This is a genomic window from Enterococcus sp. SMC-9 (assembly GCF_021011285.1).
Lineage (GTDB): Bacteria > Bacillota > Bacilli > Lactobacillales > Enterococcaceae > Enterococcus_C > Enterococcus_C montenegrensis.
In genome coordinates, this window is the sequence record NZ_JAILYE010000008.1 from 68,006 (window position 1) to 89,052 (window position 21,047).

Consider the following 21,047-nt stretch of genomic DNA (forward strand, 5'->3'; position numbering starts at 1 on the left):
TTTTTTACAAAGAAAAAAAGAGGCGGGACGCCTCTTTCATCATTTTCTAATTGTTATTTAATTTTAGATAAATATCATTTCAAGCAAAATCAAGGAAAAATATTTCTAACTTTGATTGAAAATAACGCCATTTTTGCTGATATATTTTTTTATTATTTCAAATAAAAATCACGCATTAACGCACTTTTTCGTACTTTTTACCTATAATAGATCAGCAAATTCTGCTTCTTTTTCACTGGTGGCATTAGGGGTGATTTCTTCAATTTTAAGACCGTTTAATGCGCGTAGAATCATACCATCAATATCTAATGCTTTCTCATAATGATGAACTTTGTCTAAATTCGGACGTGTTTTCGGTTGGGGTGGGGCAAAAATTGTACAGCAGTCTTCAAAAGGTTGAATCGCCAATTCAAAGGTGTCGATTGCTTGTGCGATTTCAATGATCTCTAATTTATCCATTGTAACAACTGGACGAATAATCGGCGTTGTGGAGACTTCATTAATAGCCACCATACTTTGTAATGTTTGAGAAGCAACTTGTCCCAGTGATTCACCATTTATAATGACTAACCCTTTACGCGCCTCACGAATTGCATCGGTTAGGCGTAACATCATTCGCCGCGTTAAAGTCATCCAGTAACCTTGTGGCACTCTTTTCTTGATTTCTTCTTGAATTTCAGTAAATGGTACTTCAATAAATTGAATATTGCCGACATAAGGTGTCAATTTTTCGGTTAAGTCTTTGGCTTTTTGTAATGCCTGCTCACTTGTATAAGGCGGACTAGCAAAATGTACTGCTTCGATTTCAACGCCGCGTTTCATAGCTAGATAACCCGCCACTGGTGAATCAATTCCGCCAGAAAGCATCAACATTCCTTTGCCACTGGTTCCAACCGGTAAGCCGCCAGCACCTTTTATGGTTTCATAAGACAAGTAGACACCATCTAAGCGAATTTCCACCCGCAAATTAATATCTGGCATTTTCATTTGGACTTTAATATCCGGATATAATGAAAAAACATAGCTCCCTAATGTTTGATTTAACTCATTACTTGTCAATTCAAAATCATGGTCTGAACGTTTGGCGTTAATTTTAAAAGTTTCACTGCCAGTGTAGGCATAGGCCATAATTTGCGCGATACCTGCTTTAATTGCAGCGATATTTTTTTCCACCCGCAAGCTCGGTGAAAAATTTTGAATGCCAAAAACTTTTTGCAACCGCTCAATTACAGGTTGACTATCTTCGTCATTTAATAAAATGTGCATCCGGTCTCGTTGGGCATCAATTTTTAAATTGGGATAAGCAGCCAGTGCGCTTTTTACATTGTCTGCTAATTGCCGAATAAAGCTGCGGCGGTTTTTCCCTTTTGTGGAAAGTTCCCCGTACCGCACCATGATTTCTGTGTAGTTCACCTTAAAACTCCTGTTCTATTAATTGATTTTACTGAATTTTTGATAAAGCTGATGGAAAACAATTAAAAATTGTTCCACTTCAGCCATTGTGTTGCTTTCATCTAGACTAACGCGAATCGCAGTAGTTGCCAAATTAGCAGGTACATTCATCGCGTGTAAGGTACTGCTTTCAACATGTTTACGACTTGAGCAGGCACTTGTAGTAGAAACAAAAATTTGTTTTTCTTCTAAAGCATGAACTAAAACTTCGCCACGAATGTCTTTAATTCCAAAACATAAGATATGCGGCGCGTAATTTTCTTCCCCACTAAAAATCGTCACCTTCTCATATTTTACTAAAGCTTCATATAAGTATTTACGTAATGTTGGCACGTGATCAGGCCGCTTAGCTTTTTGCTCCAATGTTAAGCGCAATGCTTTTGAAGCCGCAACAATTCCTGGCACGTTTTCTGTACCACTCCGTTGATTATTTTCTTGGCCGCCTCCTGTTAATAGTGGAGCGATTCTGCGACCTTTGCGCCAAAAGATAAAACCTACGCCACGAGGACCGTGAAATTTATGTGCCGAAAAAGTGGCGAAGTCTACTCTTGGTGTTAACCACTCTTCTTGAGAAACTTTTCCAATAGCCTGCACGGCATCTACATGAAAGTGAATTTTCGGATAATCTTTTAAAACTTCACTAATTGCTTGAATTGGCTGTATGGCACCAACTTCATTATTAACCGCCATAACAGAAACTAAAATTGTATCTTTGCGGATTAAATCTTTTAATTTTCTAACATCGACTAGTCCATCTTTTCCTACAGGAGCTACACTAACTTCAAACCCATTTTCTGCTAATTGAGCGGCCGTTTCACTAACAGCTGGATGTTCAACACTGGAAATAATAATATGGCGTCCAAAGTCCTTTTTATCCAAAGCGGTACCTTTTAAAACCCAATTATCTCCTTCTGTTCCCCCAGAAGTGAAATATATTTCATTAGCCTGCACTGCTAGTAGCTCAGCGATTTGCTTACGAGCTTGTTGTAGTAAACGATTTGCCTGATTGCCTAAATCATGAAGACTAGAAGGATTTCCAATAATCCGTTGACTCGTCTTCAGATAGGCATCCAGCGCAAGTGGTGCGATGGCTGTCGTCGCACTGTTGTCAAAATATATCATGAAAAAAAACTTCCCTTCTCAAATTCTTTCCTATTATAAACGGACATTCGTCTGGTTTCAAGGTAACGTACTTTATCTTTTCCTAAAGAAAGTAGTTTCGCTGTGCATGTTGCCATTTTTAATCGTTACTTTTTTATAAATATCTGATAAAACTTACTTTTTGCGCCAAGCCGTTGGTGTCATGCCCGTTTTTTGTCGGAATACATTGGAAAAATAATGCTCATCAGAAAAATTTAACCGCGCAGCAATTTCTTGGACACTTAATAGTGTTTCTTTTAGCAATAATTGCGCAGACTCAATTTTTTTACTTAGATAATAGGCATACGGCGTCTGCTGAAAGTAGCGCTTAAATTGCCGTGTAAGCTGTGATGGCGATAAACTGGCTACATTTGCTAACTCTTCTAAGGTAACATTTTCTTGCAGATGATTATCTAAATATTCTTTGACTGCTTGTATGTTGCTTGGTACCAAATGGTGTTGGTGTGGTTGCCCTTCAGCTAAAATAAGTAGAATTTCATGAAATAGTAGTGCGCATGTATCACTGCGTTCTTGTGTCGTACCTTTTTTTTCGCAGTCAGTGAGCATTCTTTGCAAAACATTAAAAGTATCCGTTTGAAAGAAAACATATTGTCTTTGTAATTGATAGGTTTGCATTAATTGCTGGCACAACGCTCCAGAAACATTCACCCAGATTTTATGAAAAGGTTCCTTATCATCAGACCAATAGCGATGTTGGTGCCCCAGTGGTAATAAAAAGCTATCCCCGGCTTTGACTTCGTGTAAAAGCCCATCTACTTCGATCATTCCCTTGCCGGCGATAACATATTCCAAGCTATAGAGTTTTGAATCAACGCGATTCACAAAATAGCCTTTAAAAGGAAAAGTAATGCCCGCCAGTTCAACTCGAAATTGATCAGGGTTGGAAAACTGACTGGGTAAAAAGCTCAAAATATATTCTTTCATTTGCGTGTATTCCTCACTTAATTAGCTCTATTCTGCATTTTTTCAAATCCTTATGATTGTATACTATACATAACACAATAAATCGTCAATGGAGGAAAAAAATGACTACAACAATCCCTAGACCAGAACATCCCAATCCACAAAAAATGCGGGAAAATTGGCGCAATCTAAACGGAACTTGGAATTTTGCCTTTGATTTTGGCCGCAGTGGCCGCGATCGTAATTGGCACAAAGTCACTAATGATACGAAAAATACCGTCTTAAATACAAATGAAAATATTTTTGAGAATTGGCAAAGTGCGCCAAATGAAAATCCTTTTACGCAGCAGATTACCGTTCCTTTTTGCCCTGAAAGTAGCCTTTCTGGCATTGGCTACCCAGATTTTATTCCTGCTTGCTGGTACCAACGAGAAATTATTTTAACGAAAGAAGAAGTCACAAAATGCTGTCATTTACATTTTGGTGCTGTCGATTATTTTTGCGAAGTATTCGTTAACGGACACTCAGTTGGAAGCCATCAAGGCGGCTACGCTTCTTTTTATTTTGATATTTCAAAAGTGATGCACGCTGGGAAAAATACTATCGTTGTTTATGCTGAAGACAATATGAAGGAAAATCGTCAACCGGTTGGGAAACAAAGTCGCTTTTTTTACTCCCGCGGCTGTGATTACACCCGTACAACTGGCATTTGGCAAACGGTCTGGCTCGAATTTTTGCCACCAAAACATATTAAAACATTGCGCTACTTTCCTAATATTGCTGAAGGTAAAATTGCAATTGAAGTCATTACCAATGGTAGTGGCAAGTTAAACGCAACTGCTTTTTATCAAGGTGAAAAGATGGGAGAAGCTACTAGCGTTTTAACAGGTAATCAGACCATGCTTGAAATTTCCTTAGCAAAAACCCACTTGTGGGAACTAGGAGCTGGTCGGTTATATGATATTACTTTTACTTTTGAAGAAGATATTTTACAAAGTTATTTTGGACTGCGAGAAGTTGCTATGTCTGGCTATCGCTTTTTGTTAAACGGGCGTTCTGTTTTCCAGCGGACTGTCTTAGATCAAGGATTTTATCCAGCCGGAATTTATACTGCTCCTAGTGATGAGGATTTAAAAAAAGACATTGAACTTTCGCTTGCTTGTGGTTTCAACGGCGCACGTCTGCACGAGAAAGCTTTTGAATCGCGCTTTTTATATCATTGTGATCGCGCCGGTTATCTCGTCTGGGGTGAGATGGCCAATTGGGGATTAGATTTATCCGAGTCTGAAGCTGTTTTCCACTTTTTACCGGAATGGCAAGAATTACTCCAGCGCGATTTTAATCATCCAGCTATTGTAACTTGGTGTCCTATGAATGAGACTTGGGATGTCAATGGGCGCAAACAACGTGACGAGATCGTTGAACTCATTTATCATACGACCAAACAATTTGATTCTACCCGTCCAATCGTTGACACCAGTGGAAATTATCATGTTGTAACCGACATTTATGACCTTCATGATTATTGCCAAGACCCGGCAGTATTTAAGGAACATTTCACTGGTTCACTACAAGAAAATGGCGAGTTTTGGGATGAGCATCACCTGCGTCAAAGTTATCAAAAAGGTCTGCCTTATTGCGTAAGTGAATACGGTGGTATCAAATGGGACCCAGATAATAAGCCAGAAAACGCTTGGGGATATGGCGATGCTCCCCAAACTGAAGAAGAATTTTTTGCACGCTATCGCGGATTAACCGATGTTTTGTTGCAACACGAAAAAATATTTGGTTTTTGTTATACCCAACTTTACGACGTTGAACAAGAACGTAACGGACTTTATTATTACGACCGAAAGCCAAAATTTGATGTACAAAAATTCAAAGAGATCAATTCCCAACACGCCAGAATTGAAGACTGAGCTGTTATATGACACCAGTAGCTTTCTCCTATTTTACTAAAAGACTTTTTACTAATAGATTTGAAAGTGACTAAAAACAAGCGACAGGTGATTTGAATTTAATTTTATTTGTCAAAAAGAGCCAAGGAACAATGAAAATGTTCCTTGGCTCTTTAAATAGAAAAAATGCGAGTCACTTTTAGACTCGCATTTTTATTAGACTAAATCACGATTTTTAAAATAGAAGTTTTCGATTCGTTTAAAAGCACCAGGCTCAACTCGTTCTAAGGCTGCCCCGATTTCATCTAAAGCATCTTGATAACGATATTCTTTATTGAACAATTCCAAAGCACCTTCAATTGCAGCTTTAATTTCTGCATGTGAATGACGATATCTGTTTGCGTATTGCATCATTTGTTCTGTTAAAGCAGCTGCATCCACTAAATCATGAGTGTAGCTATCCAAATCTTTAATATCGGCTTCACAGTTTTTCATGATTTTATTAACTTCTTCCATGTTCACCCGGATTTTATTTAACGCTTTGCCTAAATCTTCGACCCGATCTGTTGCCATGAAGAAAGCTTCCAAGTAATCATTAGGTAAACCTGGTAAGCGTTGTTTTTCTACGAAGCGTTTTAAATTGCGTAATTGGAATTCAAATTGTTCCACTTTTTCTTGGGCAACTTTCTCGCCTTTGCGCAATTCACGTAATTCATGGTCAATTTCAACTTGTTGATTTTCCAAATCATCCAAAATTTTATAAGCATCTTTGTAGAAGGCTTGAATTTCAGAAAATGGCATTTCATGAGCTTCCATTTTAGGTTCCAAATCTTTGTTACGACGAATCAATTCGTCGATTTCAGTTTGGAAGCCACGGACACGTCCTAGTTCATTATGATTTAAAGTATACGTTTGTGCGGTATGATCAATTTCAATCATCAATTGATGATTGTTACGATGAGCATGGGTAATATAATCTGCAATCACTGGTTTGTTTTTCACGACATAACGACGGGCATTGATTTCTCTTTCCATTACTGCATATAAAGAATCAATCCCACTAGCTGTATCGCGATTGGCAACTTCAACTGTATCCACTTCTGTTTTTTCCAAATCCCCCATTGAAGTTTCAACGCGTTTTTTCACACGATCAATTTCAGCTTGGAAGTTTTCTTCAGGGAAAACGTAATGGTCTTCTAAAAGTTTTTTATAGCCATCTTGGATTTCTTTTAACTGATCTGGGAAAGTTTTGTTTAATTCTTCGTAAGCTGCTGGAATACGTTTCATGCGGTCATCTAATTCATACGTGTGTTGTTCAGCACTTTCCAGCACTTCTCTGGCTTCAACTGGATCACCAGATGTATTTAAGGTAACAAATTGAGTAAATTCAATTTCAATGTTTTTAATTTGCTTTTGTAACTCAGAATATGCTGGACCAAACTCTTCCCCTTGCTCCCGCAATTTTTTCTTCAAGTCTTCATAGATGTCTAAAGCCTTTTGAACTTCGAGTGAATTACGTTCTTCACTTTCACGTAATTCTTTTAGACCAGCGCGAATTTCTTCAACTTCTTTTTCCATTGCATCCATAGTTTGTTCTGCATCAACAATGGCATTTTTGGCTTTGAAAAAGCGGAAAGTTTCATTTAAACTTTCAACTTCAAAAATTTGACTTTCAAGTTCGGCAAATGAAGAAGTAGAGATGTCATTCCATTTCTGGCTCCACTCACGGAAAGTATTTTGGCTTTGACCAACCAAATGCATCTTCTTAACATCATCAACTTCTTCTAAGACCGGCAAATCAAACAAGTGCTCCCTGCGGTCTTCCAGTGCTTGCAATCTTTCCTGATTTTTCTTTCTCATGAAATAACTAATCAGATACAAGATCGCTGCCACAACGATGATGGCGATGACTATTCCAATGATTACATTACTACTTCCCATTGATGGTTCCTCCACTTTCAAAAATAAATATCCGTATAATATGCTGTCTAGCAGCTTTTTTTATCCATTGAATACTATTTTTCTTCTATAGTATTTAAAATTTATCCATCGGTCCACAAGACGTCTACGCTAGATTATAACACAAAGAAAAAAGACTGGCACTAAAGAATAGCAAAATCTTTACAATTTTTTTCAGAAGCTTATTTTCACAAGCCTCTATCAAAAAAACTCTTTATAAACTCTTAAAAAGCTTTTTACCAGCTTTGACTTTGTGATTTTTTTAATAATAACCCTTGCTTTTTTTTACAGTTTTTTGTACCCTTATAGGAAATAATCTCGGCGTAACAAAATAAAAGTAGGTTTTTCAGCCTGAAAATTGCAAAAAGGAGATACTATTATGAAAGTAGTGAAGTTTGGCGGAAGCTCTCTTGCTTCAGCAACCCAAGTTCAAAAAGTCATCGATATCATTACCGATGATCCAAAAAGAAAATTCGTGGTAGTATCTGCCCCAGGTAAACGGGATAAAGAAGATACAAAGGTTACTGATCACCTGATTGCATTTTATGAAGCAAAAATAAAAGATCAAGATGTTAGCGAGTTAATTGCAACCATTGCGGCACGTTATGCAGCTATTGCCAAAGTCTTTAATGTGGATGCCAAAATTATTGAAGACATTACCGCCCGCTTACAAAAGCTAGCAATACTTCCTGTTGAGGGCAACGACTTTTTAAAAGATGAAATTTTGGCAAGTGGTGAAGATAACAACGCCAGACTAGTCGCTGGTATTTTACAAGCACAAGGTGTAAACGCGCGCTATGTAAATCCCAAAGACTTTGGCATCATTGTCTCAAGTGAACCTGGCAATGCCCGAATTTTATTTAAGGCTTATCAAAAAATGAAAAAATGGGCTGACACAAAAGAAGTTCTAATTATCCCTGGTTTCTTTGGTTATACCGAAGGGGGTCAAGTTTGTACTTTTTCCCGTGGAGGTTCAGACATTACAGGTTCCATCGTTGCCGCTGGGGTGAAAGCTGAGTTATATGAAAACTTCACCGACGTCGACGGTATTTATGCCGCTCATCCAGGTTATATTCACAAACCAGAAATTATCAAGGAGCTAACTTATCGTGAAATGCGTGAACTTGCCTATGCTGGTTTTACCGTTTTCCATGATGAAGCCTTAATGCCTTCTTACCGTGCCAAAATTCCGGTGGTGATTAAAAATACAAATAATCCTCTTTGCCAAGGAACAAAAATTACGACTACTCGGGATGCAGTTGATGAACCAGTAGTGGGAATTGCTAGTGATGAAGGTTTCACTATGATTTACATTAGTAAGTACCTTATGAATAGAGAAATAGGTTTTACACGTCGCGTCTTGAGTATTTTGGAAGACTTTGGCTTGAGTTATGAACATATGCCTTCTGGAATTGACGATATTTCAATTGTTCTACGGGCTAATCAGCTAGACAAAACATTAGAAGAAGAACTTTTACGGACACTTGCCTATGAGATTGATCCCGATGAACTGCGCATCACCCATGATCTTTCGATGATTATGGTAGTCGGTGAAGGCATGCGTCAACGAGTTGGTTGTACCGCAGAAAGCACTGCTGCTTTAGCCCGTAAAAAAATCAACTTGGAAATGATTAACCAAGGTTCTTCTGAGGTCAGCATTATGTTTGGGATTCATAAAGAACAAGAAAAATTAGCGATTCGTACCCTTTATTACACATTCTTTGATTAGTAAATAAAAAAACGTAACCCAACAGGAATTAACTTCCTCTTTGGGTTACGTTTTTTTGTCGTTTCAGTTCTGCTTTTATTTTTTCTTCTGGAGCATAATTTTCTTGCCAACTTGCTGGTTTTAATACCTTGTTGGTGATGGGATCATAATGGGGTTTGCCATCTGGAAAAAGTTTATTCATATTGGCGTCGTGCACAATTTCCATCATCGGTTGCGGGTCAACTTTCATTAAAGCAAATGAGCCGTAAGTTAAATAAAGTAAATCAACCAATGCATCCACCTGGCCTACTAATGGATCTGAATCAGCTTGGGTTTTAGTAGCTCGTTTTTGCAATACTTTTTCTTGTGCCGCATCAATGGCTTCATGTAATTTCTCAATACTATTTACAAAGTCACTGGAATTATCCTTTGTACTTTCATAGAGAAATTCAACTAATTCTTCTATTTTAAAACCAGAGCGAAAAATTGCTTCCGTCGCTGTGAATGCCGTCGGTTTTGCGGGGATGCGGGGATCAAAAATTTGGTGAAATTCCGTTGCCATTTCATAGGGGTTTTTCATAATTTGTCTGCCTCACTTTAGCTATCTATTAAAAATCTTCTTACGAAATAATATGATAATAGCGCAATGCTTGCGCAATGCCATTGTGATTATTCGTATCAGTCACATAATTAGCAGCTTCTTTAGTAATTCGCTTGGCATTGCCCATCGCAACTCCGACTCCTGCACCTTTGATCATAGAAATATCGTTGTAATGATCACCAAAAACCATCGCTTCAGAAAGCGCAATGCCTTTATGCTGCAAGAAAACTTCAATCCCTTTTAATTTTGAACCACCCTTTGGCACAATATCAACCGAAAAAGAATTGGAACGGTGAAAACCACAGTCAGGTAATTCTGTTTTTAAAAGTTCTGTTTCAGATTCTGGACTCAACATCATACATTGATAGATTGGCTGATTTAAGATTGTCATTTTTTCATAGTGATCATCTTTTTTATAAAAGCTTAAAACCTGCATAACATTTTGCATCGCTTTAACGGGGAATTTGCTGGGAATAAAACGCGCCAAGCGCTGAACAACAGCTGACTGCCCCAAGCGCATAAGACGACTGCCAGATACAACATTGCGGGTTCCAAAATTAATCGAACGATTATGAGTGTCAGCAAAACGCGTCACTTGTTCTAAAACTTCTGGTTTAAAAGACTGGGCATAAATGGTTTGCTTCGGCGTATAAACTAATTGGCCATTATAGGTGACAAACATATCTAACCCAACATCACCTAATAATTCTTTGACTTTTACGGGATCACGTCCCGTTGCTACGCCAACATATATATTTTTTTCTTGCGCTTTTTTTATCGCATCTTTACTACTAGCCAAAACCTTTCCATTATCTGCTAATAGTGTTCCGTCAATATCAAAAAAAATTGCTTTAATCATCTTTTTTTCCTTTTCATTTTACTATGTTTTAGTTTACCATACTGCTTCAAAATTGCACCAATTCTTAGAAGAGGAAAATCTAATTTCTGACTAGTTTATCTCAAAACAATCAGCTACAATAAACACTGTAAATCTTTTATTACTATTTAAAGTAAGGAAGGAAAAATCATGAAGAAATTACTTGTTTTGCATACAGGTGGCACCATTGCCATGAAAGAAGACCATTTAACGGGCGGCGTTAGTCCTGATGTGGCGAATCCTTTAATGGATGCTAATTTAGAAATTCCTGCTGACGTAGAGTTAGTAGTAGAAGATATCTTTAATTTACCTAGCCCTCATGTAACACCAAATGAAATGTTGCAACTAAAAGAAAGAATCCAAGATGCCAAACTTAGCGGTTTTGATGGTATTGTTATTACCCATGGGACAGATACATTGGAGGAAACGGCATTTTTCTTAGATACCACAATTGGAAATTTACTACCTATTGTCATCACGGGTGCCATGCGTTCTAGTAACGAACTTGGTAGCGACGGCCTATATAATTTTTTTTCGGCTATTCGCGTAGCCGCATGCAAAGAAGCTAAAGAAAAAGGTGTCCTAGTGGTGATGAACGATGAAATTCATTCTGCTCGCTATGTTACAAAAACACATACAACCAATGTCGCTACTTTTCGAACCCCAACATTAGGTCCTGTCGGTTTAGTAACAAAAAGTCGGATTATTTTTATGCAAGAGGTTTTACCTGCCACCCATATTGATGTGGACAGCGTCACGGGGATGATTCCAATTGTTAAAGCTTACGCCGGCATGCACGGTGACTTATTTGAAGCATTGGCCCATAGTAATATTGATGGTTTAGTCATTGAAGCTCTTGGTGCAGGAAATTTGCCTCCCGACACGATTCCTCCCCTCAAAAAATTATTGGCGCAATCAATCCCAATTATTTTAGTCTCCCGCTGCTTTAATGGTATCGCCGAAGCGGTTTATGATTATGAAGGTGGTGGCGTTCAGTTACAAAAAATGGGCATTATTTTTGCGAATAGTATCAACTCGCAAAAAGCCCGCTTAAAATTACTTATTGCCAAAAACCGGCAGCTTACCACTGCCGAGTTAAAAGATTTTATTGAAAACTAATCCTCTTTAGGCAATAAAATACGTCAAACTTATTCTAGCAGTACATTTAAATAAAATTTTACTAACCCTAACTTTTACAGACACATAAGACCTGTGACAAAATTATTGCCACAGGTCTTTTTTTACTTTTATTTTTCTATCCAACTGATATTGGCTTCACAATAAAGTTGTGTACCAATTTTAATTTCGTGACGACTTTCAATTGTGTCTTCTGCAATAATTTCATAATGACTCATGACTTCATTGCCGTATTCTACTTCTTTGTCAAAGCGGATATTTACTACTTGTGGGACATGGGTAGTCAAAAAATCAAAGCCCAATACATCAATCATCCAGTTAAAATACATCGCGTTATTCACGTGTTGATTACTATCGATGTCGTAAAATCTGACTCGATAAGGCAGGCTCTGGCCATTCGTTACTTTTGTAATAGCAGGGAATCGTTTAATACGTTTAATTTTTTCACTTTCAAAAGGGGCAATAATTTCTTCTGGCACGCTAGCCATTTTACGGTTTTTTATATCCATTAAGACAAATACCGATTCAATCATTAACAGTTCGTTGCCTTTTTCATCGTAAAACCAAAAATTTCGATAACAAAAATACTTGTTATACTCCATTGCCTGTGTCGCAATTTGAATAACTTCTCCAACCTTTGGTAACCGATTGATCTTAAAATGATAATTGGTAATCACCCAAGTCAGTCCAAATTGATGAACAAATTCTGCACTACGATTCAATGTATCACTTTGTTCTTCTGATGTCTTAATCGCAACCCCAATCATTGCGGGAAATGTCATTGTTTGATTTACATCACACTCGTAATAAGCGACTTCATGAGTGCGCGTATATTTTACTGCCACAAAAAATTCCTCCTAAATTGAAACCTAGCCTTAAAAGCGATAAATTTTAGTCCAAGTTATCTTCTAAAGGGAGTAAAACTTTTCCCTCTATAAAGTAGCGCTAACTTTAAAAATATAAATTCAGCGATTACGCGATTACTTGTACCTGATTGTTGAAGCTTCTAAGTCAAAATTAATTTTTTCTCCGGTTTTAAAAAGCTTGTAAAATTTCATCTACTTGCTCACCATAACTTTCACCAAACTGATTTAAATGAACGAGTAAATAATATAGTTGATAAATCGGCTGTCGCTGTTGCCAGCCCTCCTCTAAGGGAAATAAATCTTCATACGTCGCGATAAACTCCTGACGAAAACCACCAAAAAGCTGGCTCATAGCAATGTCCATTTCCCTGTCTCCATAAGAGACTGCCGGATCAATAAAAACCGGCTTACCCGTGGTATCAAAAAAGTAATTGCCACTCCAAAAATCGCCATGTAATAAACTAGGCATAACCTCGCGTTTTTGCCACGCCTGGTAAATATGTTCTTTTAGGCGTAAGTAATGCTCTTCTCGTTTGAGATTCCAAACATTGTGCAATTTAGCCAACTCTACTTGTACATCTAACCGACAAGTTAAAAAATAATCAACCCAGTTATTTGTCTGGGCATTTACTTGTGGCAAGACGCCAATATAATTATCTTCGTAAAAACCAAATAATTCTTGCGTATGGTGATGAATCATGCTTAAAGCAGCCGCTAATTCTTCTTGGGTACCTTCTCCTGGTTCAATCCATTCCATGACCAAATAAGAACCTTCTGCCGTCTGTCCCCAATTGTACACTTGCGGCACACGGATGAAGTCTGTGAGTTCTTTTAAGCCATTGACTTCTGCTTGAAAAAAAGACTGGTCAACCCCAGGATGAAATTTTAAAAAGTAATTATTTTCCGCAGTAATAATCCGGTATGATTGATTGACATCCCCGCCGGCAATCGGAATCGCTTTACCATCTAAAGCCAAGGAATCTAAGATTTCTTTTGGCAGCATCTTCATCGCCCCCTTTTTATTTGATTAAATACAATTTTTGTAAGTCTTTTATTTCCCCTTCAGTAAAACCAAGTCCTGTTTTGACGTAATTTTTTAAACTACCGTAATGTTCTCTGGCAGCTGTATAACTTTCCTTTAAATAAAGAGCATCAGCTTTCATCAAGTCTTTAATCCCAGCTACTAATAAGTCTGGCGCCCCTTGTTCTTTGGCTTTTTTTACCATAGCAGATATCCGCTCATTTAAATAGCGATTGGTGGCTAAATAATCTGCCATAATTGTCTGGGCATCTACTTCTAATAAATCCAATACTAATGCCGCACCAAATCCCGTCCGATCTTTACCAGCAGTACAATGAAACAAAACACTCGTATTTTCTGTGTCGTTTTCTAATAGAATTTGCAAAAACTTGCGGTATGCTGCTTGGGCATGCTCATCTTCAATAAAATGACGATAAACTTTAATCATTTGCGCTTTGGCGGTCATTCCCTGTTCCAATTGCTTTAATAACTCTTTGGGTGAAATGGAGACTTTGGTTTCATCATGACCAAAAACCGGTAAAAAATATTCTGCTGCTTGGGGAATTGTTTTATCCGGTGCTTCTGTGGCTTCACTCGGTGAGCGAAAATCCACGACATCTTTTACGCCGTATTGTTGCAATTTTTCTTGATCGTTGAATGACAATTCAGATAAACTTGCACTTCTGATGACCTTGTTCATTCGGACAATACCATTAATAGCCTTATAGCCACCTAAATCGCGGACATTGGCTGCTTTTTCTAATTGAATAATCTGTTCCATTTTTTCTGCCTCCTCTAAAGACAGGGATTTCCCTTGCGTCTATTTAATAAAAAGTATAACAGAAAAATCAAAGTGGCGTATTTATTTTCCTTTCCAGTAAAAGAACTTCTGCAATAAAAGAAGCAATAAAGGTTCCTTCTTCTAGCTTTCATAACAAAAAGGACTTATGATTGCCAACAATTGTCCACAATCACAAGTCCTCTTTTACACTAATCGTAGCTTAGTCTTTGTTTAACACTTCTATGCAAGAAAATTACGCTTATGCCAAAGCGCCCATTGGGTCCCATGGTGCCAAAACAGTTGGTGCTTTTTCATAAGCGGCCAATTGTTCTGGTGATAATAAATCTTTACGAACGACGATTTGATACGTGTATTCGTCCATCCATTCATCACTCATTACAAAAAAGCCCTTTGTTCCAACTTTTTCACCCCAGCTATTTTCAACTTTCCATTTTGTTGATTGGCCAGCTACTAAATCAACACCTGTTAAAACCATGGCATGCGTCATTAAGCTTTCGCCATAATCTAGGCGTTGGGCTTTTGTCATAGTAAAATCGATATCAAATAGATCATTCATATCATAGGCATCTAGTGCCATAATTCCAGAATCTCTTGTTGAAGATTGACCTACGTCACAGCCAAACCAGACAGACTCTCCTTGTTCTAATTGAGCAATTGCCAATTTTTTAAAAGTAGCCATATCAACGTTTAAATATTTTACTTCTTTGCCTGCCACTACGTTTCCTAACATTTCCACCGTATACGACTGATTGTAAGGTTTATCTGCAGTTGGTGCATTGATAATGCTGACATAGTCATTTAAGTTAACCCCAACATATTTTTCATAAAAACTTTGGGGCGTTAAATTTTGATCCAGATGATAATTTTTTTCTTCATCACGGTATTCAAAATCAAATGTTTCTGGTGGATTTCCTAAAGAAATCGCCAAAAAGTTATAAACTTCTTCCAACATTTTTTCTTTAACACTTTTAATTTCTGCTGCATCTTTTCCTTGGGCTACCAAGTTGCGTAGCGTCACCGCATCTTTACGTAATTTTTTGTTTAAATAATTGTTCAAATCACGAGAATTAGAAGAATTGCTACTTTCAGGCATAGCTGTTTTAGGAACGACGCCGTATTTTTCAAAAATAGAAACGATCATATCCCATTGCCCACCATCTTGTTGTGGTGTTTGCAATAAAAAGGCCACTTTACGGCTATTTAACTCTTCTGTTGCAGTCGCTAAAATATTTTCATAAAAATAGTTTGCTTTTTCATACTTATCCCAGAAAAAAGTGTAGTTTTGGGATAATTCAAAATCTTTTAAATTAAAAGCATTCAACATTTTATGGCGGAAAGTGTTTAGTGCTGCAAACATCCAGCAACGTCCTGATTGCATTTGATTTGCAACTTTCCCAGTGGCAAGATCAACAGAAAAGACTGGCACGTTATTTACGTGCGCGCTCATATTTTCTGCTGAGGCACTGATCCCATTTTTTACTACACCTCGTTGTAATGCGTTTTGCTTATTATTTTCTTTAAAGGCAGCAGCAAATTTGGCTGTCAATTCTTTTTTAATTGCTGACATTTTCTTCATCCTCTCGATTGAAATAACATACTTTTTCATTCTACCCCTGACAATTGAAAATTACAACTGATGTGAAAATTCTGACAAATCAGTTTACTTTTATGACACAAAAAAGACAAAAGTTTCAACCTCCCTTCATTAAACACCAAATTTAGTCCCGCGATCTTGGTCATGTACATAGAGTACTTTGGTATTTTGCAAAGTAGAAGGGTAACTTTTGTCTTATTTTTTATTCGCACCTTTTAGCCATATTTTTTTAACGCCTTCTTTTGAATTCCTACTTTAACTTTAAGGTACAACTGCTGCCATTTAGAAGCTGCAAGTAAAAACGTTAAAAGGATACTAAAAAGAAGTACCCCGATAAAACCCATAATTCCTAAATTAATATCCGCAATATTTAGTGCCCGCAGCCCTTTTACGATAAAACCTTGTAATAAATAGACAGTTAACGTGTTTTTCCCCAAATCCGTATAAAAGGTCCTTTGTCTTGGCACGAGTAAGAGAAAAGACAAAATCCCAACAAATCCCAATATCATTACTAATAAACGAACAAAAGCTCCCAGTTGTGGCGCACTTAAAAAATCTTCATAAGGTTTTGAACCAAAAACTAAATACTTATTAAAGGTTTCAAATTGATTGATAAAAGCAAAGATACTCCCAAAACCAATTAAAGCTATGGAATAGCGGTGGTGTTTTCGAATTGCAACTAGTTTTTCCCACGAGAAATAATGGCCAATTAAAAAGAAGGGTAAAAAAACAAAGGTGCGCTGCATGGCAAGATTACGATCAATAAATGGTAAATATCCCACAATTAAAGCAAGTATGGTACCAATGGTAAGTGCCAACCAAGGAGGCATTTTATTAAACAATCCCAATGAACACTGCCAACAAAAAAGGCTGACTAAAAACCACAATGACCAATTGGGGACAAGAACATCCCAGGAAAAACGATTTTCTAATCCTATTAAGGCATAATAACTGGAATAAACCAATTGAAAAATCAGGTACGGGAGTAACGTCTTTTTCATTACTTTCCCTACTTTTCCCTTTTGCAATCCTTTCGAAAAATAGCCCGCAATCAAAATAAAGGCAGGCATATGAAACATAAAAATAAAATAGTACAGATTGTGATAACCTTGCCAATCTTCAATAAAAGGTTCCAATAAATGGCTAAATACCACCAAAACCATCAAGATAAACTTCGCATTATCAAAAAAAGCCATACGCTGCTTCATAACGCTCTCCTTTTTTATTTCATAGCTTAATTGTAATCAAAACTTGATTTGTGATGCAATTAAAAGGATAGCAGAGAAAACTTAAAGTTACCTTCAATTTGAATATCATTTACTTAACAGCTTTTTTACGAAAAAGACAAATACTTTACCTATGTTTTCAACTGTGCCAACAGACAGAAATTAGCCAATGAAGAACAAAAAAACTCTCGATTAAAAAATCGAGAGTTAAACTCCGGCAGTAGGACTCGAACCTACGACATCATGATTAACAGTCATGCGCTACTACCAACTGAGCTATGCCGGAATAATGTAATATTATGATAGCAATACTTTTAAATTTGCGCAAGATAATTTTAAAAAATTTCTCCAGTTTTTTTAAAATACTTTTCTTTTCGCTCAAAGACGAGTAAAATGAATTGAATTTTGGAGGTTGAATTATGCGCGGACGTCATTTTAAGAATAAGAAAAAAAGATTGATTTATCCTATATTATTTTTGTTAATCTTCACTTTATTAAGCTACTGGCTGTACGGCAATCGACACAATCTCTTTTTTGCTACGGCTAGTACCACTGAAGCTAGTAAAGAAGCAACAATTGAAAGTAGCAACACCGAGCAGCCTGACGCTGAAAATGATCCGACTATCACCACGCCTCTTACTGCGAATGATTATCAAAATCTAGATAAAGATGTTTTACTTGCCAGCAGCGATAACTATGATAATAGTTTAAAACTGGGCAACTTTGTCGGGACGGCGCTGATTGTAAAAAATGGGCAGATTATCTTACACCAAGGATATGGTTATCAAAACTTTGCTGAACAAAAACGAAATAGTATTCACTCACTTTACCAAATTGGTTCTGTTCAAAAAAGTTTTACCGCTACTCTGATTTATAAGCAAATTGAAGCGGGCCGCTTAAGTCTAGAGACACCTTTAAGTCAGTTTTTCCCGCAGGTTTTTGGCAGTGAAAATATCACAATTCGTCAAATGCTACATATGACGTCAGGACTTACATTGTCAGAAATTCCTTTGACTGTGACCAATGAAGCTGAAGTTGTAAATTTTGCTGTCAATAATGCACAGTTAAAATACAGTGGCCGTTTCTTCTATTCTCCGGTCAATTATGTCTTATTAGCTGGTATTTTACGCCAAATTACCCATACTAGTTATGCACAACTTGTTGAAAATACTTTTAAGAGTCAATTAGGCCTTAGACAATTAGTCACCTATCCAAACTGGTATCAAAATGCTAATCATACCGTTTCTTATGGCGGTAAAGATGCAGCTGATTATAATCAAATCGTGACAGAAAAGACTGGGCAATTTGTCCGCGAATTAGGTACAGGTAATCTGGGCATGACAGCTGGAGATTTATATTGGTACTATCATCAGTTACTATCCGGAAATTTAGTAACGCCAGATGTTTTGAATGCAGCATGGCAGAGAGAAACCAAAGCAACTTATACTGGTGGACAGTATGATAAGGGCATGTACCTGCGAGCAAATGGCATGATCGCCTCCCAACATTGCATGGTACTTATTAGTAAAGATGGCAATGATGCCGTTTTTCTTTTGAGCAATCACGGGAATGTAACAAATTATCAAACCTTGATCGCTAACCTCTACACTGACTTAACCGGCGTATCGGCTAAGTTTTAAAAATCTTATTTTTAATAGCTAACAGCAACTCTTCTACTGCATGAGTTGCTGTTAGCTTTTCTAATTTTGAAACATGTCATGACTTAATAAACTTTATCGATTATACCCAATCACGTAGCGTGACTAATTTATCAGCAAAAATTATTGACTTTATGATTTTGCTTAGCTATAATATTTCTTGTGCTTGAAAGAAATAACAATTTTGCCGCCTTAGCTCAGCTGGTAGAGCACCACCATGGTAAGGTGGGGGTCGCCGGTTCAAGCCCGGCAGGTGGCTCTTCTAAGAACCTTGATATATCAAGGTTCTTTTTTTATTTACAATTCCTTCAAGCTAGATAAAATGACATAAACTAATAATAATTTATCCCGCAGAAAAATATAGTCTGTTAACTTTTTAATTTTTTTAGTTTTTATATAGTTAAATTGTCGCTATATTCACAATACTATTACAATTATAAAGCCTAATCATTGTCAGCTAATCTATTTGCTTTTTCTTTCACAAAGGCCTCGATTTTAATTGTAAGCGTATACATTTATTGTTATGCTCAATTCGTAAAAAAGAATAAGAGGAGTGAAAAAAAATGTTCAAAACAAAATCGTTGAAGAAATTGGGAATAACTTTGGCAATAACGGCCGCATCCTTAGCCATCTCTTCAACAGCAAATGCTTGTACAACGGTGCTAGTAGGAAAAGATGCCAGTAACGATGGCTCAACAATGATCGCCCGCAATGAAGATATGGGGACTGCTTGGGCCAAACACTTTGTCATTCGTCAAGCTAACACAAATCCGACTAATTATGTTTCTAAGGGAAATAAATTTGCCCTTACACTACCAAGCAAACAATTAAAATATAGTGCCACACCAGAATGGGATACTAGTGAGGGCCTTTACGAGGAAGCTGGAATTAACAGTGCGAACGTTGCCATGAGTGGTACAGAATCTGCTACCACAAAAGAAAAAGTATTAAAACTAGACCCGTTAGTTGAAAACGGCATTGCAGAAGATTCAATTGTAACCGTTGTCTTGCCTTATATTACTTCTCCTAAAGAAGGTGTTGCACGCTTAGGGAAAATCGTTGAAGAAAAAGGCGCTGCTGAGGTAAATGGGGTAATTTTTTCAAATAAAGAAGAAATTTGGTATATGGAGATTGTTTCTGGACATCATTGGGTAGCCGTTCGCGTACCAGATAATCAGTATGCTGTCATTGCCAATACCCTGACGATTGGGGACATCGATACAACAGATCAAGGAAACGTTCAAGTTTCAACCGGCTTAAAAAACTTTGTTGAGACGAATAAACTCGCAAAAAATTCCGAAAAATTCTCTGTCCGGGATATTTTTGCAGATACAAAAGAAGATGCCCAGTACAATTTACCACGAATGTGGGACGGACAACGGATGCTGACACCATCTAAAAAGAAAAAAATCACCGATACTGATTTCAATCTATTTGAGAAACCAGATGAACCAATATCTTTTGCAAAAGTTGCATATATCCTAACCCTTCATTTCAACGGGACAAAATACGACACCATGACAGGATCAAAAGCTGATAAATATCGGCCGATTTCAGTACCGAATACGATGGAGTCTCATATTTTACAATTTCGTAGTGACGTTCCTGAAGAATTAAGTGGTATTCATTGGTTGGCATTAGGTGTGACAGATACAAGTAATTATGTCCCATTTTATAGTGGTATTACCAAAACGCCTGCCTATTATCAAGCAGGGACTGATCTTCCAGATGGAAATTCTGCTTACTGGACTTATCGCGTAACAAATATTTTAACAAAAACAAACTATCAAGAATTTAAAACAAAAGAAACATTACCGCTACGCCAAGAAGTACGTGACTATTTGGCAAAACAGGTAGCAAAAATCGATACAGAAGCTAAACAAATTATAAAAGATACTCCTGATAATCTTCCAACTTATTTAAATGAGCAAACTGAAAAATTTGCGAAGTACTCTTTGGAGAAATACAAAGAATTAAACAAACAACTACTTGTTAAAATGACCGAACTAACCCCAACAAAACACAATGACAATCTCTAATGCCAGATAGTTGTTTCTATTTACAATTTTACTATAAAAAAAGCCAAGTCAAACTGACTTGGCTTAACATTTGCGTGGCGACGTCCTACTCTCACAAAGGGAAACCCTTCACTACAATCGGCGCTAAGAAGCTTAACTTCTGTGT

At 37.2% G+C, this 21,047-nt stretch carries 16 protein-coding genes, 2 tRNA genes and 1 rRNA gene; 6 read left to right on the plus strand and 13 right to left on the minus strand.

Translation table 11 applies throughout. From position 1 onward, the window contains the following. Positions 1-201: 201 nt before the first annotated feature. From thiI to K4422_RS12755, 3 genes are all read right to left on the minus strand, one after another. Positions 202-1,413 (minus strand): tRNA uracil 4-sulfurtransferase ThiI, encoded by a 1,212-nt coding sequence (gene thiI, locus K4422_RS12745; protein WP_230711378.1) that lies wholly within the window; start codon positions 1,411-1,413, stop codon positions 202-204. A gap of 18 nt (positions 1,414-1,431) precedes the next feature. Beyond that, positions 1,432-2,574 carry a cysteine desulfurase family protein gene (locus tag K4422_RS12750; protein ID WP_230711379.1) on the minus strand — a complete coding sequence of 381 codons (1,143 nt, stop codon included), beginning with the start codon at positions 2,572-2,574 and terminating at the stop codon, positions 1,432-1,434. A gap of 153 nt (positions 2,575-2,727) precedes the next feature. Further along, positions 2,728-3,537 (minus strand): AraC family transcriptional regulator, encoded by an 810-nt coding sequence (locus K4422_RS12755; RefSeq protein ID WP_230711381.1) that lies wholly within the window; start codon positions 3,535-3,537, stop codon positions 2,728-2,730. Positions 3,538-3,638: 101 nt separating this feature from the next. Here K4422_RS12755 and K4422_RS12760 point away from each other — a divergent pair, with 101 nt between their 5' ends. After that, on the plus strand, positions 3,639-5,435 hold the full coding sequence (locus K4422_RS12760) for a glycoside hydrolase family 2 protein (protein ID WP_230711383.1): 1,797 nt from the start codon (positions 3,639-3,641) through the stop codon (positions 5,433-5,435). Between the two features lie 195 nt (positions 5,436-5,630). On the opposite strand, the gene ezrA is transcribed toward K4422_RS12760, so the two are convergent. After that, on the minus strand, positions 5,631-7,355 hold the full coding sequence (gene ezrA, locus K4422_RS12765; RefSeq protein WP_230711384.1) for a septation ring formation regulator EzrA: 1,725 nt from the start codon (positions 7,353-7,355) through the stop codon (positions 5,631-5,633). A 397-nt stretch (positions 7,356-7,752) separates the two neighbouring features. Here ezrA and K4422_RS12770 point away from each other — a divergent pair, with 397 nt between their 5' ends. After that, positions 7,753-9,102 (plus strand): aspartate kinase, encoded by a 1,350-nt coding sequence (locus K4422_RS12770; RefSeq protein ID WP_206904318.1) that lies wholly within the window; start codon positions 7,753-7,755, stop codon positions 9,100-9,102. Positions 9,103-9,130: 28 nt separating this feature from the next. Here K4422_RS12770 and K4422_RS12775 read toward each other — a convergent pair whose 3' ends face one another. Both K4422_RS12775 and K4422_RS12780 read right to left on the minus strand, forming a co-directional pair. After that, on the minus strand, positions 9,131-9,661 hold the full coding sequence (locus K4422_RS12775) for an HAD family hydrolase (RefSeq protein WP_230711385.1): 531 nt from the start codon (positions 9,659-9,661) through the stop codon (positions 9,131-9,133). 40 nt (positions 9,662-9,701) lie between these two features. Further along, entirely contained in the window at positions 9,702-10,541 is an 840-nt protein-coding gene (locus K4422_RS12780) for a Cof-type HAD-IIB family hydrolase (protein ID WP_230711386.1), read from the minus strand. Between the two features lie 168 nt (positions 10,542-10,709). Between K4422_RS12780 and K4422_RS12785 the strand changes: the two genes are divergently transcribed. Beyond that, positions 10,710-11,678 (plus strand): asparaginase, encoded by a 969-nt coding sequence (locus tag K4422_RS12785; RefSeq protein ID WP_230711387.1) that lies wholly within the window; start codon positions 10,710-10,712, stop codon positions 11,676-11,678. A gap of 128 nt (positions 11,679-11,806) precedes the next feature. Here the strand turns inward: K4422_RS12785 and K4422_RS12790 are convergent, their stop codons facing one another. The 6 genes from K4422_RS12790 to K4422_RS12815 form a co-directional block, all read right to left on the minus strand. Next, positions 11,807-12,541, minus strand: a complete 735-nt coding sequence (locus K4422_RS12790; protein ID WP_206904327.1) for an acyl-ACP thioesterase domain-containing protein — start codon at positions 12,539-12,541, stop codon at positions 11,807-11,809. Positions 12,542-12,731: 190 nt separating this feature from the next. After that, a complete protein-coding gene (locus tag K4422_RS12795; RefSeq protein ID WP_206904329.1) occupies positions 12,732-13,565 on the minus strand; it encodes a fructosamine kinase family protein in 834 nt (277 codons plus the stop codon). A gap of 16 nt (positions 13,566-13,581) precedes the next feature. Continuing rightward, entirely contained in the window at positions 13,582-14,364 is a 783-nt protein-coding gene (locus tag K4422_RS12800) for a tyrosine-protein phosphatase (protein ID WP_230711388.1), read from the minus strand. 259 nt (positions 14,365-14,623) lie between these two features. After that, the gene (locus K4422_RS12805; RefSeq protein WP_230711390.1) at positions 14,624-15,952 is read right to left on the minus strand and encodes an aminopeptidase C; all 1,329 of its coding nucleotides are present in this window, start codon (positions 15,950-15,952) and stop codon (positions 14,624-14,626) included. Between the two features lie 242 nt (positions 15,953-16,194). Next, the gene (locus tag K4422_RS12810) at positions 16,195-17,187 is read right to left on the minus strand and encodes an acyltransferase family protein (RefSeq protein WP_230711394.1); all 993 of its coding nucleotides are present in this window, start codon (positions 17,185-17,187) and stop codon (positions 16,195-16,197) included. 230 nt (positions 17,188-17,417) lie between these two features. Further along, positions 17,418-17,491: transfer RNA gene (locus K4422_RS12815), tRNA-Asn, on the minus strand. A 133-nt stretch (positions 17,492-17,624) separates the two neighbouring features. Between K4422_RS12815 and K4422_RS12820 the strand changes: the two genes are divergently transcribed. From K4422_RS12820 to K4422_RS12830, 3 genes are all read left to right on the plus strand, one after another. Beyond that, on the plus strand, positions 17,625-18,845 hold the full coding sequence (locus tag K4422_RS12820; RefSeq protein WP_230711397.1) for a serine hydrolase domain-containing protein: 1,221 nt from the start codon (positions 17,625-17,627) through the stop codon (positions 18,843-18,845). A gap of 204 nt (positions 18,846-19,049) precedes the next feature. Next, positions 19,050-19,122 (plus strand) — tRNA-Thr (locus tag K4422_RS12825). Between the two features lie 304 nt (positions 19,123-19,426). Then, a complete protein-coding gene (locus tag K4422_RS12830) occupies positions 19,427-20,902 on the plus strand; it encodes a C69 family dipeptidase (protein WP_230711398.1) in 1,476 nt (491 codons plus the stop codon). A gap of 72 nt (positions 20,903-20,974) precedes the next feature. Here K4422_RS12830 and rrf read toward each other — a convergent pair. Beyond that, positions 20,975-21,047, minus strand: a 5S ribosomal RNA gene (rrf, locus tag K4422_RS13665); the annotation flags it as partial.

What these genes read in the sequence shown, in the direction of transcription:
- K4422_RS12800 (WP_230711388.1), bottom strand. Translation starts at nt 14,364, where the DNA reads ATGGAACAGATTATTCAATTAGAAAAAGCAGCCAATGTCCGCGATTTA.
- K4422_RS12805 (WP_230711390.1), bottom strand. Translation starts at nt 15,952, where the DNA reads ATGTCAGCAATTAAAAAAGAATTGACAGCCAAATTTGCTGCTGCCTTT.
- K4422_RS12810 (WP_230711394.1), bottom strand. Translation starts at nt 17,187, where the DNA reads ATGAAGCAGCGTATGGCTTTTTTTGATAATGCGAAGTTTATCTTGATG.
- K4422_RS12770 (WP_206904318.1), top strand. Translation starts at nt 7,753, where the DNA reads ATGAAAGTAGTGAAGTTTGGCGGAAGCTCTCTTGCTTCAGCAACCCAA.
- K4422_RS12750 (WP_230711379.1), bottom strand. Translation starts at nt 2,574, where the DNA reads ATGATATATTTTGACAACAGTGCGACGACAGCCATCGCACCACTTGCG.
- K4422_RS12785 (WP_230711387.1), top strand. Translation starts at nt 10,710, where the DNA reads ATGAAGAAATTACTTGTTTTGCATACAGGTGGCACCATTGCCATGAAA.
- K4422_RS12795 (WP_206904329.1), bottom strand. Translation starts at nt 13,565, where the DNA reads ATGCTGCCAAAAGAAATCTTAGATTCCTTGGCTTTAGATGGTAAAGCG.
- K4422_RS12820 (WP_230711397.1), top strand. Translation starts at nt 17,625, where the DNA reads ATGCGCGGACGTCATTTTAAGAATAAGAAAAAAAGATTGATTTATCCT.
- K4422_RS12755 (WP_230711381.1), bottom strand. Translation starts at nt 3,537, where the DNA reads ATGAAAGAATATATTTTGAGCTTTTTACCCAGTCAGTTTTCCAACCCT.
- K4422_RS12775 (WP_230711385.1), bottom strand. Translation starts at nt 9,661, where the DNA reads ATGAAAAACCCCTATGAAATGGCAACGGAATTTCACCAAATTTTTGAT.
- ezrA (WP_230711384.1), bottom strand. Translation starts at nt 7,355, where the DNA reads ATGGGAAGTAGTAATGTAATCATTGGAATAGTCATCGCCATCATCGTT.
- K4422_RS12830 (WP_230711398.1), top strand. Translation starts at nt 19,427, where the DNA reads ATGTTCAAAACAAAATCGTTGAAGAAATTGGGAATAACTTTGGCAATA.
- K4422_RS12760 (WP_230711383.1), top strand. Translation starts at nt 3,639, where the DNA reads ATGACTACAACAATCCCTAGACCAGAACATCCCAATCCACAAAAAATG.
- K4422_RS12780 (WP_230711386.1), bottom strand. Translation starts at nt 10,541, where the DNA reads ATGATTAAAGCAATTTTTTTTGATATTGACGGAACACTATTAGCAGAT.